General features: G+C 37.7%; 13 protein-coding genes and 1 pseudogene. 2 read left to right on the top strand and 12 right to left on the bottom strand.

Going from position 1 to position 17,292, the window contains the following annotated elements:
• Position 1: 1 nt before the first annotated feature.
• The 9 genes and pseudogenes from HFP47_RS01155 to HFP47_RS01115 all read right to left on the bottom strand — a co-directional run bounded on the left by HFP47_RS01155 (position 2) and on the right by HFP47_RS01115 (position 11,794).
• Positions 2-487 (bottom strand): PTS glucose transporter subunit IIA, encoded by a 486-nt coding sequence (locus tag HFP47_RS01155; protein WP_010284928.1) that lies wholly within the window; start codon positions 485-487, stop codon positions 2-4.
• 139 nt (positions 488-626) lie between these two features.
• On the bottom strand, positions 627-2,960 hold the full coding sequence (locus tag HFP47_RS01150) for a Xaa-Pro dipeptidyl-peptidase (protein WP_179875930.1): 2,334 nt from the start codon (positions 2,958-2,960) through the stop codon (positions 627-629).
• Between the two features lie 72 nt (positions 2,961-3,032).
• Positions 3,033-4,804, bottom strand: a pseudogene (locus HFP47_RS01145) (oleate hydratase).
• 142 nt (positions 4,805-4,946) lie between these two features.
• On the bottom strand, positions 4,947-7,481 hold the full coding sequence (locus HFP47_RS01140; RefSeq protein WP_096638967.1) for a M1 family metallopeptidase: 2,535 nt from the start codon (positions 7,479-7,481) through the stop codon (positions 4,947-4,949).
• Between the two features lie 81 nt (positions 7,482-7,562).
• Positions 7,563-8,507 carry a phosphoglycerate dehydrogenase gene (locus tag HFP47_RS01135; RefSeq protein WP_042250780.1) on the bottom strand — a complete coding sequence of 315 codons (945 nt, stop codon included), beginning with the start codon at positions 8,505-8,507 and terminating at the stop codon, positions 7,563-7,565.
• 1 nt (position 8,508) lies between these two features.
• Positions 8,509-9,471 carry a sugar kinase gene (locus tag HFP47_RS01130; RefSeq protein WP_011679338.1) on the bottom strand — a complete coding sequence of 321 codons (963 nt, stop codon included), beginning with the start codon at positions 9,469-9,471 and terminating at the stop codon, positions 8,509-8,511.
• A 21-nt stretch (positions 9,472-9,492) separates the two neighbouring features.
• On the bottom strand, positions 9,493-10,770 hold the full coding sequence (locus tag HFP47_RS01125) for a hypothetical protein (RefSeq protein WP_014324368.1): 1,278 nt from the start codon (positions 10,768-10,770) through the stop codon (positions 9,493-9,495).
• 15 nt (positions 10,771-10,785) lie between these two features.
• Positions 10,786-11,529: a sugar phosphate isomerase/epimerase gene (locus HFP47_RS01120; RefSeq protein WP_042250782.1), complete on the bottom strand. Its 744-nt coding sequence runs from the start codon at positions 11,527-11,529 to the stop codon at positions 10,786-10,788.
• 10 nt (positions 11,530-11,539) lie between these two features.
• Positions 11,540-11,794 (bottom strand): hypothetical protein, encoded by a 255-nt coding sequence (locus tag HFP47_RS01115; RefSeq protein ID WP_010286019.1) that lies wholly within the window; start codon positions 11,792-11,794, stop codon positions 11,540-11,542.
• A 119-nt stretch (positions 11,795-11,913) separates the two neighbouring features.
• Here HFP47_RS01115 and HFP47_RS01110 point away from each other — a divergent pair, with 119 nt between their 5' ends.
• The gene (locus tag HFP47_RS01110; protein ID WP_025267825.1) at positions 11,914-12,903 is read left to right on the top strand and encodes a LacI family DNA-binding transcriptional regulator; all 990 of its coding nucleotides are present in this window, start codon (positions 11,914-11,916) and stop codon (positions 12,901-12,903) included.
• A 45-nt stretch (positions 12,904-12,948) separates the two neighbouring features.
• Positions 12,949-15,036 (top strand): sodium:proton antiporter, encoded by a 2,088-nt coding sequence (locus tag HFP47_RS01105; protein WP_179875929.1) that lies wholly within the window; start codon positions 12,949-12,951, stop codon positions 15,034-15,036.
• A 43-nt stretch (positions 15,037-15,079) separates the two neighbouring features.
• Here HFP47_RS01105 and HFP47_RS01100 read toward each other — a convergent pair whose 3' ends face one another.
• The 3 genes from HFP47_RS01100 to HFP47_RS01090 all read right to left on the bottom strand — a co-directional run bounded on the left by HFP47_RS01100 (position 15,080) and on the right by HFP47_RS01090 (position 17,278).
• Positions 15,080-15,673: a DUF1054 family protein gene (locus HFP47_RS01100; RefSeq protein WP_179875928.1), complete on the bottom strand. Its 594-nt coding sequence runs from the start codon at positions 15,671-15,673 to the stop codon at positions 15,080-15,082.
• Entirely contained in the window at positions 15,657-16,517 is an 861-nt protein-coding gene (locus HFP47_RS01095) for a YihY/virulence factor BrkB family protein (RefSeq protein WP_011679332.1), read from the bottom strand. Before HFP47_RS01095 ends, HFP47_RS01100 begins: the two co-directional genes overlap by 17 nt.
• Positions 16,518-16,594: 77 nt before the next feature.
• Positions 16,595-17,278 carry a VIT family protein gene (locus HFP47_RS01090; RefSeq protein WP_004164582.1) on the bottom strand — a complete coding sequence of 228 codons (684 nt, stop codon included), beginning with the start codon at positions 17,276-17,278 and terminating at the stop codon, positions 16,595-16,597.
• Between the last annotated feature and the right edge of the window lie 14 nt (positions 17,279-17,292).

The raw sequence follows: 17,292 nt of genomic DNA, 5'->3' as shown, positions 1-17,292 counted from the left end.
ATTAGTCTCTCCTTGCCTTAGCACTACCCAACTGTTGTCCTGCAACTGCTGGTCCATAATGAACTGTGATTGATTCTAATTTATCTGCTGTATTTGTAATCAACACTAGCGTTGTTTTTGGAAGACCAGCTTCTTCCACTTGCTCCCAGTTGACTGTTACCAGGTCATCACCTGCATCAACAATATCGCCTTCTTTCACTGCCGTTGTAAATGGTTTGCCATTTAAAGAAACGGTATCGATACCTATATGCACTAACAGCTCTAGGTCGTCAAAGCGTTTTAAACCAACAGCATGACCTTGAACCATCGTCACCTTCCCAGAAACCGGGGAAACAATTTTTGAAGCATTAGGTTCGACTGCATATCCATCACCCATCATTTTCTGTGCAAAAACAGGATCCGAAACCTTGTCTAAAGGAATTACTTCACCGGTTACTGGTGCGTAAACGTGCTCATCTTCGCTTATTTTTTTCCCAAATCCAAACATAGCCTTCTCCTTTAATCAAACAACTTGTACGTACTAGTTACTACCTTAAGGATAACACAATTTGACAATTATGTAAACGGTTACAATCGAAAACATGAAGCCCTATCTTAATTACAAGATAAAACTTCATGTTTTATAGTTATTTTTTACAAGTGAATGGTACATCTAGCGAACTTTTTGATAAATCTATAGTGTACGCGATGGATTGGTTTCCACGAATTGTCATTTCAAAATCTGTCGCATATATAATTAATCCCAATTGATGTCCTGGTCTCATTTTGTAGTAGGTTGGTTGTAACTCAAAATGTAAATCGACATATTGATTGGGCCATAAGTCATCATTTTGACGAGGACTTGTCCGATTCTGTAGATTAATATGACCAATAGTAATCATCTTGTAAGCAGATTTTTCGGATTCAAACGACATCAAATCTGTCGGACTAAAATTCACACCACGGTCAATCACCACTCCTTGGTTAGTAGGTGTTTCTTTGAGATATGTGTCATTCCCATAGTCGACAACCATTGCACTGATCAATCCTATATTCTGTGATGATTTCACTCGCAGGTTTAATAAGATTTCCCCATCTACTGTTCGTTCGCTCGTATAAGTTTCGCTCTTAAATATCTGATTTGTTGGCAATTTTCCAGTAATCGTGTCGTCACGCCATTTATCAAAATGCTCGCAGTAATAAGCGAACTGATTTTCAGGTAACCAATCCTTAAAATTGAGTTCACCGCTATTTTGATTGGTGGTAAGCACATTATTACCAATATAGTACTTACCCTTTTTGCTTGCTCCCCACTCATCTAGGACATGCCAAGCATCTTCTGTAGTGTTGTCTTGCCATGTAACGGTAGGTAATATTTCGTTAGCTTTGACATCTTTATCCAATAATTTCTCAGTCAACCAAAGATTCATCTGATCTGAAAAATCCAAAGAGCGATTGTTGTTGATATAGATATGTTGGCCTTGGTGTAAATATATTTTTTTAACGTTTGGTAAATCGCGGAGTGCTGACCATAATTGATAAACTTGCCGTGGTTTAACATTCCAATCGTTTAGACCATGAACCATTATCATATCCACTTTAATATTCTTGACTTGATTTAAATAATTACGTGTATCCCAGTAGTAGTCATAATTGCCATTTACACGGTCAGTGAACTTTTCAGTATTCGCTTGAAAATCATCCCACTGTTTTTTAGTTTTTAACCAGTCAGCTGGATCTTTTATCCGTGAATATACTAATTCGGCTAATACATCCATATCTTCACCTGGAAAGCCACCGGGTGCGACAACCAGACCATTGTCTCTGTAATATTGATACCAATTAGAGATAGCAGCCTCCGAAATAACCGTTTTTAAACCAGAAACTCCTGTGGTGGCAACTGCCGTAGCCAAAGTTCCCAAATAAGAGCGTCCCGTCATAGCAATATTGTGATTTGACCAATTAGCTACAATGGCAATATTACTTGTGCGATCAGTAAAGGCCACTCTATTACCAGCTAACCATTCAACAACATTTTTCATTGATTCAACTTGCTCGGGAGATCCAGTATCCTGCATACCATCAGAATGACGTGTGCCAATACCTGCAGCGTAAACAACTGCATAGCCACGAGACAAAAAATACTGATTCAAATCAACCGGTTTCCCTGCTTCTTGAGTAAAAATCACAGAAGCTTCTTCAGCGTAACCATTAATTTGACGTGCAAGCGGTTTTGCCACAGTCTCTTCCATCTGATTCAAATTACTCAGGACTGATTGATGCGTGTCCTTTCTTGTTAACGGTACGTTAACGTCATGAACCTTGGCGTCGTTTCCTTTTTCGTTTAAACCTTGATAATAAGGTGATGCTGTAAATAGAACCGGTAATTTTTCATTTGTATTTGGTCTTATAATATCTACTTGGACTAAATCAAATCGCCCGTCATTATCAGTATCAACAGAAGTTTCCACCCAAACCGACTCACGGATTAAATCGTTTGTATTATAGGTTGGCAAAGACTTACCATTAAAGAGTAGGCGATGATTATTAGATTCAAAATATCCTTGGCTTGCCAGCTCATCAATAAATAACAAACCATTATTTGTGTGGCTGTTTAGCAACTCATACCATGCGTGACGTAAATTATTTACCGTCGCTATTGGTAAACCTAATTGCCGAAATGTAGCCACCCCATTATATCCGTTACCCGCCAAGGCCTCCGTAAATCCTAGCAGTTGGGCAGCAATACAATAAAAGACGGCTTGTGTGAGTGGTTGCTTTGTTTCTAAGAAAAGAAAAATATTTTGCTCATCGGTGGCGAGATGTTCCCGTAACCAGTCATTTTGGGCTTCATAAGTTTTATAATTTGTCAAAGCACGTCGCAATAGTGTTTCAAAGTCTTCACTATTAAAACCAACAGCTCTTAGCTCTTCTAATTCGGTTGCTGAATCAACAGCAATTCGACCATATTGATTAATCATAATACACCTTTTATTGTTTTTATCTCATTATACGACAAAAGCACTCATCTGCGGACGAGTGCCTGACAAAGTTTATAATAAGTGTGCTTCTGCCAATAATTCTTCTAACCAAGTACCTTTAATTTTCTTAAGTCCAACTTTTTGTATTAGTTTAGGAATTGGCAAATCCATTTCGCTCAGTGGCTTTTTATCATTCATATAGTACATAGCTCGCAATAATTCTCTAATATCGTAGATTGAATTAAAGACTTCTGGTACACCACGCTCAACATCTAGCAAGCTATATACAGCCTCCATAGCAGTCCGTACTGAATATTCCGTAGTAAAGACTGTATCTCGCGAAGGTGACTCAGCAAAGTTTCCAATAAATGCCAAATTGACAGAGCCATCCGGAATTACTTTTGGACGATCACCCATGACACGTGGCATAAAATAACTTGTAATAAACGGCATGTACACTGGAACAGTGTTAATTGATTCTTGCTGTGCTAATTGATTAATTTTACTTTTAGGGACACCTAGGTGGTACAAAAATTCTTGTGTAATTTCTTGACCAGAAGACTCTACAATAGTCCTCTTAACATAGTTACCAGGAACATCAGAATATAGTCCGTAAATCCAAACTGTTGTTTCATTGGGCTTTTGTTGCTTAAAATGTGGTTGACGATGGACAGCAAAACTCATCAACCAGTTTGAATCGGTAATGGTTACAATGCCACCGGTATTGATTTTACCGTCATGCAGATCCCTCTTGGTAAGTCGTTCAATATAGGGATCAATTTCAGTATTTTAATTGTTGCTGTTGCTGAAACAAACCAACTTTTTGCTGGTAAGTTTTGATAAAACACACTTGGATGACCAAATTCGTCTGATTGTTCAGCTAATTTTTCCCACAAACGCCACGACCCACCGGGTTCGTTTGTCACTGGCGCTGGTTCAAAATGGCTCCCATAGGTCGTACTTTCAGTAATGGAACCGTTCGTTATGAAAACTAAATCATTTGCTGTAAGCTGTTTAGTTTCTGGCTTCCCTGCAACAGTGAGCTGTAACTCCTTGACAACTTTATTGCCGTGATCAAAATTCACCATGACATTATCAACCGTAGAATCAAACTGTACGTCAACACCATGATCTTCGAGATACTTGATCAAAGGCAAGACCATCGAATCATATTGATTATATTTATTGAACTTCAATGCAGAAAAATCCGGTAACCCATCAATATGGTGAATGAAGCGCATTGCATAACGTCTCATCTCGATTGCTGAATGCCACTTTTCAAAAGCAAACATTGTTGCCCAATATATCCAAAAATTGCTTTTGAAAAAGTCTTCTGAAAAATAATCTTCAATCGTCGTTGTGCCTAATTTTGCTTCAGGCGTCATAATCAATTTAATAATTTCTTCAGATGATTTACCTAACGTATAGTCACCGTCGTTTGGCACACGATTTCCACGATCGTAAATCAACCGACAATTTGATGAATTAGGATCATCCTTATCCAGCCAATAATACTCATCAAGGTAAGAGGCTCCAGGGATTTCCAATGATGGCACTGAGCGATATAAATCCCATAAACACTCAAAATGATTTTCCATTTCACGTCCGCCACGTGTGACAAAACCAACATTAGGTCGTTGAATACCATCCAATGAACCACCAGCCAGTGGGAGTTCTTCAAATATATGAATTGACTCTCCCTTCATATGACCGTCACGAATAAGAAATACTGCAGTAGCCAATCCTGCTAGCCCCGAACCGACAATATATGCTGATTTCTGATCTACGTTCTTCGGCTTGCGTGGTGTTGCAAATGCTTCATAATTACCATTGCTATAATACATCGTGATCCCCTTTCTAATAGAAAACGCTTTCAATACAACCCCATTCTACTCTAAGTCGGTATTAATTAGCAATTCAAAAGGATTACCACAAAATGATTTATATCAAAAAAGCAAACATATAACCGTTTGCTTTTTAACTAGTTTATTTTATAGCCTCAGAAATGGCTTTATTCACACCATCCTTTTCAGCTGCGATTAAATCAACACGGCTTGAGATTACTTTAATGTCCATAGTAATTTCCCGTGTTAATCCAGGCGTATTCAACTTAGGTTCAAAGAACGCCTTAAATTCAGCCAGTCGCTCTGGTGTATGGAACACAACGGCAATAACAGTAATATACATCGTAAATTCCATGTCACCACCGATCGTGTCTTCTAGCCACTGCCACTGCTCACGAACCCAATCCCAGACTAACTGCTGACTTTTATCATTAACTAGCAAGCCATAGACCCAACCACGGAGGTCTTGCGGTTTAATCGTGTCAGCGTCCTTTAGCTGATCAATCAATTTTACAATTAAATCTGGCTTTGGGGTACTAGTTAAGGCCGAACGTAAGTCAGCTTTGTAATTAGCATCAGAGGATTTTCGGTAAGTAGTTAACAGTTGTTCAAACAATGACGTGTTGCCAAAGTGCTTCAATTCATTGGCGAGTACAAAGTGACGAATATCAGCAGATAGGTTTTGTAGATTATCACTGTTTTTCTCAAATAATTCATGAGCCGTTGCAATTGTATCAGGATTTTCTGCATACAAAGAAGCATTCAAAACATAAGGACGTGTGAGCTGATTGTCGTATGATTCACCGCTTTGACCGGCCCAGCCCAAGCGTTTTACTTGTTTTCTACTTAGTTCATCATAGAATTTCTTCAAAGCTTTTTCTTCAGCTGAATTTGGTATAACAAATTTCTTCAAGTCTGAAAGAATACTATATAGTGCTGCATTAACCAACATGGCATCTTTGTGCGCAAAATTGACCAGCAGTGGCACGATATCAGCATAGGTAATTTGCCTACCATCAGCTAGCAAATGTAGATCCTGAAGAATTTGTCTTTGCGAAATATTATCCAATTCATCAAGATGTTCTAAAATATCTTTTAGTAATTGGGCATCATATTTAACAACAAAATGCGAATCATTACCGTCATTCAGCCTAAAAGGTGTACCAACTGATTCACGTAATTGAGCATAATCACCAATCACTACACGCTTACTGGCTAGTATTTGGGGTGCCACATCATAGTTACTGTTTAAGGGTATTTGCCACTGACGGTCACTTTCTTCGTATTCACCAATGAAAAACTGTTCTTGAGATAGGGTTAACTGGCCATCAATAACTTTTGCTGAAACCACTGGATATCCTGGTTGTTCCAACCAAGAATCCATCACTGCTTTAATATTTTGACCTGAAGCTTCACCCAAAGCCTCCCACAAATCAGCTCCTGCTGCGTTTGCATAGCGATGACGAGCAAAGTATCTTTTTAGTCCTTCACGTAAGGCCTTATCCCCAATCAAAGAACGAACCATCACCAACAGTCTTGCCCCTTTGGCATAAACAATTGCTGGATCAAATAAAGCATCAATATCAGCTGGGTGTTCTACTTGAGTGTGGACTGATTGTACGCCATCTGTGCTATCTCTCTTCAATGCTGAAACAACATCACTTGTTTGGAAGCTTTCCCAAATGTGCCAATCAGGCTCAATGGCATCAATTGCCACATACTCCATCATATTAGCAAAGCTTTCATTGAGCCACAAATCATCCCACCATTTCATCGTGACTAAGTCGCCAAACCATTGATGCGCTAATTCGTGAGCAATAACTGTGGCAACAATTTGTTTGGTATTCAATGCTGAATTTTCAGGATCAAGCAATACATAAGCTTCACGATAAGTTACTAATCCCCAGTTTTCCATTGCTCCTGCAGAGAAATCAGGCAAGGCTAGTTGCCAAGAATGTGGTAATGGGTAAGGTGTCTGATAAAAATCTTCGAAAAACTCAATCGATCGTTTAGCAATGTCTAGTGCAAAATCCAATTCTTTGGGAGCATGTGCCTTGGTAGAAAATACACCAACTTTTACCCCTGTGTTAGTAACCGTTTGCTTACTTTGTAATTCACCAAAGGCAAAGGCCACTAAATAAGTTGACATCCGCACTGTTGTATCAAAATAATGTACGCCATTTTCTGTGCGTATCTCTGGCATATTGGCTAAAATTGTTTCATTTGGTTGTTCATCAAACTTGATTGATAAATCAAATGTCGCTTTAGCTTCCGGTTCGTCCACACTTGGAAAAGCTTGACGAGCAAAACTTGTTTCAAATTGTGTACCGATAATTTGTTTTTTAATACCATCTAGATCGTAATACGAAGGATAAATCCCCATCATTGTGTCGGTTAGTGTCGCCTTATAAGTCACAGTGATATCTATCTGACCAATAGTTTCTGTCGAAATTTCAATCAAATCAGCGTTATCATCAATGACAAAAGGAATCTCTTTTTCATTAATGTGAACAGACTGAATTTGCAAATTTTTTTGATGTAAGGCAATATTGTTGACTAGCGCATTACCACTAATCTTTGTTTTACCATTAAACTGTTTCGTCTCACGATTAATATCTAAATAGATATCATAGTGTTCAGGTTGAAAATTATTATAAAGCCGTGTGAATTGAGTCATGTTTTCTCCTGTAATCTATTAGAATAGGTACATTATACACCTTGAAATTAAAAAACGACTTTTAATCAGTCGTTTTTCTAGTTATTTATCAATTTTATTCACAGCTGATTCTGGGTTCTTGCCAGATAATACCCGAACAATGTCATTGGTTGCATCAACCGCCATACGCGCCTTAGTTTCAACAGTGTTAGAAGCAATATGTGGTGTGAGCAAAACATTTTCCAATGCAACTAATGGGTTTGTAACAGGCAATGGCTCTTCTTCAAAAACATCTAAAGCCGCACCAGCTATCTCACCCGATTTCAGAGCCAAGACCAAGTCAGATTCAACCAGAATAGAACCACGAGCCATATTAATTAGAAATGCGTCATTTTTCATTAACTTAAACTCATCTGCGCCAATTGAATGCTGAGTCTCAGGTAATGCCGGCAAATGGACCATCACATAGTCGGCAGTTTTAAAAATCGTTTCACGATCAACCAATTTAACACCAGGCACATCCTTGGCAAAGGGATCAAAGGCAATGACCTTAACATCAAACCCACTTAATTTTTTAGCAACTTGCTGACCAATACGACCAAATCCTAAGATACCAACAGTTTTCCCTTCAATATCACGGCCTGGGTGTGCCTTTCGATAATTCCAATTATCATCATGAATTGCTTTTGAATCTTGATATAAGTTCTTGCTGATAGCTAATAACTCAGAGACAGCCGTTTCAGCAACTGATCCTGATAAAGCTTTAGGTGTGTTCACAACATAGATACCGCGCTGGGTTGCAGCATCCACGTCAACAGCATCATAACCAACGCCGTTACGTGCAATAACCTTTAAATTTGGCATAGCGTCCATTATATCTGCATCAAACTTTTGTGTACCAATCAATACAGCACTTGCCTCTACCCCTTCAGCCTTCATCTTTTCATGATCACGACCAGAACCAACAACTACTTCTAATCCTGCTTCTTCAAGAATCTTTTTCCCAACTGCTGGAATATCATCTGGTAAGAATACTTGTTTTGTCATATTATGCCTCTTTCTTATTATCTGCCAAAAATGCTTCTAGTTCTTCCTGTGTTGGGTACCCATCGTTGTCACCTGGTGTTTGAACTTGTAGAGCACCTACAGCGTTCCCCCGTCTTACAGCATCTGCCATGGTCAATCCTTCAATCAAACCGGTAATCAAGCCAAGCGCAAATCCATCCCCTGCGCCAACAGTATCAACGACCTTTTCAACCTTAAACCCATTAACAATGTAACTCTCACCGCTCTTGTTTTTGACATAGGCTCCATCAGAACCAATTTTGACAACGACAGTTTGTGTGCGGTCACTATTATTCAGATAAAAATCGGCGATGGTCTCTGGGTCTCTTGATCCAATTAGGATTTCACCTTCATCAATACCAGGTAAAACAATTTCACCATATTTTGCTAAATCATTGATCGTTTCAATCATCACTTCTCTAGACTCCCATAAAGCAGGGCGTAAGTTTGGATCAAATGTTGTTCTAATACCATGATCAATTAATTGTTCAGCAAAATAACGGAATGCTTCACGTGCTTGAAGCGAAATTGCGGGGAAAATCCCTGATAAATGGGCTATCTTTACATCGGAAAAATCAACTTGATCAATTAATGATTTGTCAAAGTGTGCCGCAGCTGAATTTCTGCGAAAATTAAAAGTTGATGGATCTCCTTGATCAACTAATTCTTTTAACTGAAACGCCGTCCAATTGCCTTCATCTGTAGCAATATAATGATTACCAACATTATAACGCGCTATTTCCTTAATCGTAAATTGACCCAACGGATCTGCACCAACCTGAGAAATGTATTCCGTGTTATGACCTAATCGAGTAGCACCGATCATGACATTTAGTTCAGCACCACCCAAAAATTTATAGTAATTAATACTATCAACTAAACCCTTATTTAAGTCGGTGGAAGCAAACGTCACTACCGGTTCACCTAATGTTAAAATTTCACTCATCTTGTTTCTCCTAACTCCTTTTTAATGTCCAAAAAAGCCATAAACCAATAGTTCGTTCACAAACGATACTACCCACATCACTGGTATGCCCATTTTTAAGTATTCCTTTGTTTCCAACTTTGAATAAGTTAGCGCCCATGTATTCCATGACTGTGTTAAATCAATGGAAACTGCCATAATACTTGCCGTGTAAAGAAGTGGTAGCAAAAATATTGGTTGGAAAGTACCTGTAGCAGCTAAAACTGCCGCCGTAGCCGCTCCGGCACCCCAAACATGTAAAGGTCCGCGGAACAAAGCCAATGGTGCTAATATACCAATGGCAATTGCCAAAACCAATGGACTACTTGGTAAAATAACTTCAATCATGCTTTTGAAATGGGGAACGTTCATAGTAGCTGCGCCGGCAAACATAACCAACGCCATCAAGAATATGATCAAACCAGAAATATCATTGATTGCTTGTGAAACTGTTTTGTTGATAAAAGCAACTAATCCTTTATAAGATTTCATTTGCCCTGTCAATAACAACGCAATAATAGTTGCCAATAACAGAGCAGGAATAGCATCCCAATGGAAGAACATATTCAAGGCCACCGGTAAAACAGGGATGATAAATGTAATTGGATGCGTTTTCTGGAAGGTTGCTTGTTTACTGTCATCAATTGTTTCAATTTCACCATTTTTGATGCTTTTACTATTAAGCAATATGAAGATAATAACGCCTAATAATTGAACCCCCATGGCTGCTAATCCAAAAATCAAGTATTTTCCCGAAAAACTAACTGACGGGAAGAACGCTTTTATTTGATTAAATAGGACTACGTTAATGTACATTGGCGCACCAATAGCCATTGTGAATGCTGGAATGGCGACCTTTTTAGGGACCCCAATCGACAACAAGATTGGAATTAATATAACACCAATGGCGATAACCGAACCAACGCCGTATGCCGACGAGAAAATCAATGCTGTGACGAGCACAACTAATATCGTTGCAAAAATAGGCGCTTTTCGTCCAACTCTTTCAGTCTGCGCCGAAATGGATCCAGCTATACCAGAATCAACTAGTACACGACCAAACCAAGAACCAAAAACAATGTAAATAATTGTTGGTCCATAATTCAATGCTGGCTCTGCAATAACCTTTTGAACAACTTGGTCGAAAGGCACCAGCCCAATAACAGACCAGAGAAGCGCCATTACAAAGAAACCAATAACTAAATTGCCACCCTTAACAATGTAATAGATAAAGCCTACGAATGTTAGTAAGAGCAAAATACTAATAATTATATTAGTCATAAGTCTTACACCCCTTTAATTAAAGATGGCGAGTGCCTGAACGCCATCTTGTATAACTTTGTCATTAACTGTTGGATATTCAACCGCTACGGGAACGTTGCTTGGCAAGATGTTCAAAATTGATTGCCATGCAATATCTCCTTCACTAAGCGGTACGGTTACCAAATTATCACCGTGTCCTTGATCATCTTTAACATGAATATAGCGTACATACTGTGTTAGTTTTTCAGCTGCCACAACTTCGTCTTCACCAACATAACGCCAATTACCCATATCATAAACATAGCGAATATCTAAATTATTTTCGGTAACAGCAGACATAAACTTTTCAATGGCTTTTATTTTTCCCGAAACTTGGGTTTGATCATTTTCAATATTTGTTTGAATGCCGCGCGCTAATAATTGGTTTAATTCAGACACATCTTCCGAAGATAACGTTTCGAAATCTCCAATATTAAATTTAATGGCATAAATGCCAAGCGCCTGTGCTTCATCATAGTATTGTGCCAATTTTGGATTAAGACGATGGTTCACAAATACCTCATCTGGTACGGAATAAAATAACCGCAACTTGTTATCAACTGCATACTGTGCAATGGCTGGAGTTTCTTTAACAATGTCATCAAAGTACTCCCGTCGTAATTCAACCGATGAGACACCGAAAGACACAGCTTTTTTTAACATTTCAAGTTGTTGCATTCCCTTCTCATGATCATTCATGAATACTAAATTATTTAAAACAATTTGTTCTTTTCTCATTATCCGCTCCTCAATACTTGTTTAGTTCTGTTACATGTTTCAATAACTCGTCAAATCCTAAATCTGATAGATTAGGTTGTGACCGATCAAAGTTTTCGCCTTCAATTTTATTAAATTTTTCAACTAGAAAGTAAGCAGATAGATAGGCCGCAAGTTGTTGTTTAGCCATACCCTCAAGATTTTTAGCATCAAAATTTAGTTTAAAAGATTCAAGAAATTGTAACGCAAACTTTTCTGGATCAATATGTAACTGCTCTTTTTCCATTTTTCCATCCCTTTATTTTTATTACGTGTATCGTTTTCGGAAACCGGTTTACATGATATATTGTAAACGCTTCCAAATATTTGTCAACCCCTTTTTTTAATTTGTCGTATAATGTTCTCATGAGTAAAAAAGTGACCATCAACGTTATAGCTGAAATGGCAAGGGTTTCAAAGACAACTGTTTCCCGTTTTTTAAACGGGAAATTTGATAATATGTCAGAAGCAACAAAAGAACGTATTGCTGAAACAATTGCTGAATTAGATTATCATCCTAGTCGCCAAGCACAAGCCTTAAAAGCCAAAAACTCTCTGTTAATCGGTATCTCTGTAGCAGATATTTCCAATATGTATACCTCGCGTCTTTTAAAAGGCATCAGTGATTATTTTCAAAATACAATCTATCAAGTTTTGATTATGGACGGCGACAATTCAATTGAACGTGAATATAGTAATTTGGAAAAGATGGTCACCGAAAGGATCGACGGTATTATCTTGCAACCATTGGTTCACCAACCTGATCACTACCAACTATTAATTGATGAAAATATCCCCGTTGTTCAAGTTGATCGTTATACTGAACCATTTACTTGGCCAGCAGTGGTATCGGATAATTTTCAAAAATCACTAGAAGTGGCAGATCTAATGAAATCAAAAAATTACGAAGAAATTATTGTTTTATCCAATCATATCAACGGTGTGTCTAGCCGTATGAATCGTTACAATGGCCTAAAAACTGGTATTGAGAACACAAGTATTACGATTAAACTAATCGAAATTGATGACAATAAGGACTGGCAAAACACACTACAATCCATGCTTGAATCACCCACAAAAAAAGCGCTGTATGCGCTCAATGGACAAGTCTTGTGGGAAATTGTTCGATTTTTAAAGAAACATCATATTGCTATACCTGATGATGTTGGTGTAATTGGTTATGATGATGACATGTTTGCTGACATGATTTCACCCGAAATTACTTCTGTATCACAAAACCCCCAAGAAATAGGTCGAACGGCTGCAGCCAACTTAATGCAGATTATGAATGATGAAACCACTTTGTCCAAAACAATTCGAATCCCGTCAACAATCCAAATGAGAGAATCTCTTTGACTAGAACTATTGTAACCACTGAAACTTCATTCTTAAGGAGGATATATGACAGCACTATATACATTAGTTTTATTGTTAATCGGTGTGATTGGTACTAACCTAATTAAACAATTCTTCCCCAAAATTCCGGAACCATTCATCCTAATTATTGTTGGTATTTTCCTGTCATTTACACCGATATTTCAAAATTTCGAACTTGAACCTGAGTTTTTTATGCTAATGATTATTGCACCGTTAATGTTTCTAGATGGACAAAAACAATCATTTTCTAAAATAAAAAAACGTTTTTCAATTATCTTTCTCCTATCAGTAGTCCTAGCTGTGGCCACCGCAATCGTTGTTGGCTTAATAGCTAACCGCGTGGAAGTACAGTGGACATTACCATTAGCAATTGCTCTAGCTGCAATTGTTGTGCCTACCGATGCTGTTGCCGTCAAATCAATGACCTCGTCAGTTGATATGCCCAATGGTGTGGGCGAGGCTCTTGAATTAGAATCACTATTCAACGATGCAACAGGACTAGTTTTATTAGACTTAGCCCTATCCGTGCTTGAACAAGGAAAATTTTCTCTCATCGCAGGCATTGGTCACTTCTTGTTTGTTGCAGTTGGTGGTGCGCTAATTGGTGTCATTGCTGGTTTTCTACTCGTCACTATCCGAACCAATATTACTTTCAGAACCGTTAGCCCAGAAACAACGATCATCCCGATTAGTCTCTTAACCCCGTTTATTGTTTACTTTTTAGCAGAATCATTTGGCACTTCCGGTATCTTAGCCGTGGTTGCTACTGGTATTGTGCACAATTGGGAATCCAATAAGCTTCGCTTAACATCGACACGAGTACAACTGACTTCCAACACTATTTGGGAATCAATATCGAATGTCTTAAATAGTATTGTTTTCATTATTTTAGGTATTTCTTTACCGATTGTTTGGCAAGAAATTATTCATATGGGCTTAGTTGGAATCATGCAACTATTAGGTTTAAGCATCTTAATTTATATTGCTATGTATGCTGTGCGATATATTTGGGCATTTCGCGAAGACAACCAGTCGGCTAACACTTTCTTTGACAGCCACAGCAATCCCAAACAACATCGTTTTTTGTCCCATATATTCGCCATCAGTGGCGTACATGGGACCATGACGCTAGCCATGGCATTTTCTTTACCGTTAACTATTGCCAATCATGCTTTCCCTTATCGTGCTGAACTTATTGTAGTTGCCACTTTGATTATCTTAATTAGTATGTTAATGAGTGCAATTATTTTACCTATCGCCCTACCAAAGAAAGCGGTCACCTATACCAAGGCTGACCTTGAAAACACCCGTAACAAAATGGTTGACTATGCCTCATTAAAGGTTTCTGAGACTACTGCAAACCCAGCAGTTCGAGAGGCAATTATGATACAATTACAGTCGCAAAAAGGCTGGTTAAACGACAACCATTCAACAAGAAATTATAATTCTCAAAAATATAATAGTTTGCTAAACAACACGAAAGATTTTATTATTCATTATCTCCACAGTGACAGTGTTGAACAAAAATACAGTTCTGAAGTAATTGATGCATATGAAAAAATTCTTAATCGTCTCAAAATCAGCAGTTTTTTCCAACACAGCCCCCTACAAAGATTTTTTCACTATGTAAAGGCAAGATATCGTCATATAAAGTGGCACGTCCGAAATGGCCAAATTACGAAAAAACAACGGCTAAAGGGTCGTAAAAAATGGGCCAAAGAGCATCAAGGTAGTGCACAACAATGGCAAAATATTCATGAAGGATTACTGCTATTAAATAACGACGTCATTGGTGAAGTTAATCAGCACTTGGATAATCTCTTACGTAATAGTTTAGATAATGACACTGATGACCACCAATACATTAGTTATGTTCGTCAAAGATTTGATCGTTATTTTAATTTAATAAAACGTGAATATAATCAAGAAACGCCAACTATCAACAGTGATTTATATATTCAAGCATTTCAATTTGAATATAATTATATTCAACAAGCCAGCTCGACAGGCATTATTCCCAATACACTGGCAGCCGTACTATACAATGAAATAAATGAAGCCCAAACGCTAGAGTTACAACAAATTAACCAGATAGAAGCAATGAATTCTTAAAAAAATAATGGCTAGACTTAATATTCAAGTCTAGCCATTATTTTTATTTAATTTTTTCGTAGATTGGTAACAAATTTTTCATTGCTAGAACCAAGGTATCTACAATGCCATCGCCATCCCAAAGTTTATCACCACGTTTTATTTCTACTCCAATCAATACCTCACTATGCTTAACCGATTCATAACGTTCTACTGAATCGTCATATTGTAATAATGAGTATGTCTTGTTTACCATATGATCTTGACTTAATCGGTGTGAATCTGGTAATTCTCTCACTAATGGGCTCACCTCACGCAATTTTTGAGTAATTACGTTGGTTTGAGCAGGTTTCATATTCTCTTCAACAGCAAGATAAAAATAAACATTATCTTCCCAAATGCCTAATTCAAAATGTGGTAACATTTTATAACCGCGCTTATTTGGCGCAAAGGCTACCCATGTATTATCCGGCGCATAAGTTGTTCTTCGTAAATGCTTAGCTACATGTGCATACCATTCTTGCCCATTTGTATTCAATATAGGCAACACAATCGACGCAAACTCTTCAAACTTTGGATCAATAATCGTTCTTATTTTTTCCATTCGACCATTTAACGTTTTGTCTTCAAAAATATCAAAATCACTGTTTCGAAACATCTTCTTTCCTCCAATTAATGACCGATAACCATTTGATGACTACATAACCTAATACCAAAATTGTAGCAATCAAGTTTAACCAAATCAGCATAGCAATCATAGAACTCACGGATTGATAAAAATCATATTTCCCCAAAGCAAATTGAGCATAAAACGTGAATCCTCTATTCAAGAGATTCAACATCACTAATTCAAGAAAACTGCCAACTAAAACAAAACGAAATGGTGCTCGAGCGTCTTTTGCCGGCAGAAAAAAATTCATCATGACCAAAGCCAGCCAAATACCCAACCATATAAACCAACGCGTTTGATGTTGTAAAAAGTTAGTCCATTCTGAATACGGCAAGTGCTGAATGACGATGGTCAAAACATTGCTACCAACCATTAACAAAGCAAATAATGTCAAAATAAACAACAACCATATAAATGAAAAAGCTCGTGTGAACAAACTATTAATGTGTTCTTTAACGTCTGCAATGGCATTAAATGATTGACGAAAGACCGCAATCACACGTGAAATCGACCAAATCGTAAACAGGACGGAAAAAGAAAGTAGCGAAGTACTTCTTGATGATAAAACGGATTCCATAATTGGAATCACAATATTCTCAATATTTTTTGGTAATACATTACGCATCATTGCTAGTAAATCAGCAGTACTGATGCTCGTGAAAGAGACAATTAAAGCTGCCCCCATCAATATAGGAAAGACTGTTAAAAGTGCATAATAAGCAAATGTCGGTCCAACATAACCAATTTGTGAGCGTGTAAAAAAAGTAGTTAAAGTTGATATTTTTAATCGTGCATCTAAAACACGCCATTTGTGCATAATTTTCTTATTCATAATACTATTATCTCAAACATAGCCCGTATTCAGCAACATTAATTAAAAATATAACAGATATTGTTAACTTATACTAGTTAGAATATTTTTCCTATGCCAAAGTGGATTGCAATCGTAATAAGACCAATGATAATATTACGAATCACTGCACGCTTAACTAAGCCGTTAGAAATTTTCGCACTAAGAAATCCAGTAAGTGCAACTGCTACTACAGTTGCTGCAATTGTGGCAACGAATTGATACTTTCCTGACACAATTAACAACGTCAACAATGGAAAGGCACCACCTAAAGCTGCAGAAAACAATGATGACCAAGCAGCTGACCATGGACTCATATAGTGTCCTAGTGTAATATCATACTTAACACTTAATACTGTTTCTAAAGGCTTTTTCTGCAACAGCTCATCAGCTATTGCACTTGCTGTTTTTTCAGACACACCACGTTCCATGTAAAAGTCTCGTACACAACGGTGTTGCCCTGGCATATCAGTTTTTAACAATTCTTTTTCAGTTTCAACGGCCACCTTTTCGCTATCTGACTGTGAACTGACAGAGGCGTATTCTCCAGAAGCCATTGATAAAGCACATGACACTAAGTCAGCTAGCCCAGCAATAAAAATTGCAAATTGATTTGTCGTTGCTGCTGCTACTGAAAACAAAACCCCAACAACCGTCAGTATGCCATCATTAGATCCGAGAACCCCTGCTCGAATGGCATTTAATCGTTCATCCATGGTTTCGTGTTTTTTTACTTTTTCCATTTCAGTCCCCTTTT

It is taken from the genome of Leuconostoc sp. DB-1 (assembly GCF_013414845.1).
Lineage (GTDB): Bacteria > Bacillota > Bacilli > Lactobacillales > Lactobacillaceae > Leuconostoc > Leuconostoc mesenteroides.
The sequence above is the reverse complement of the archived record's forward strand: the minus strand, read 5'-3'. Positions and strand labels throughout refer to the sequence as shown.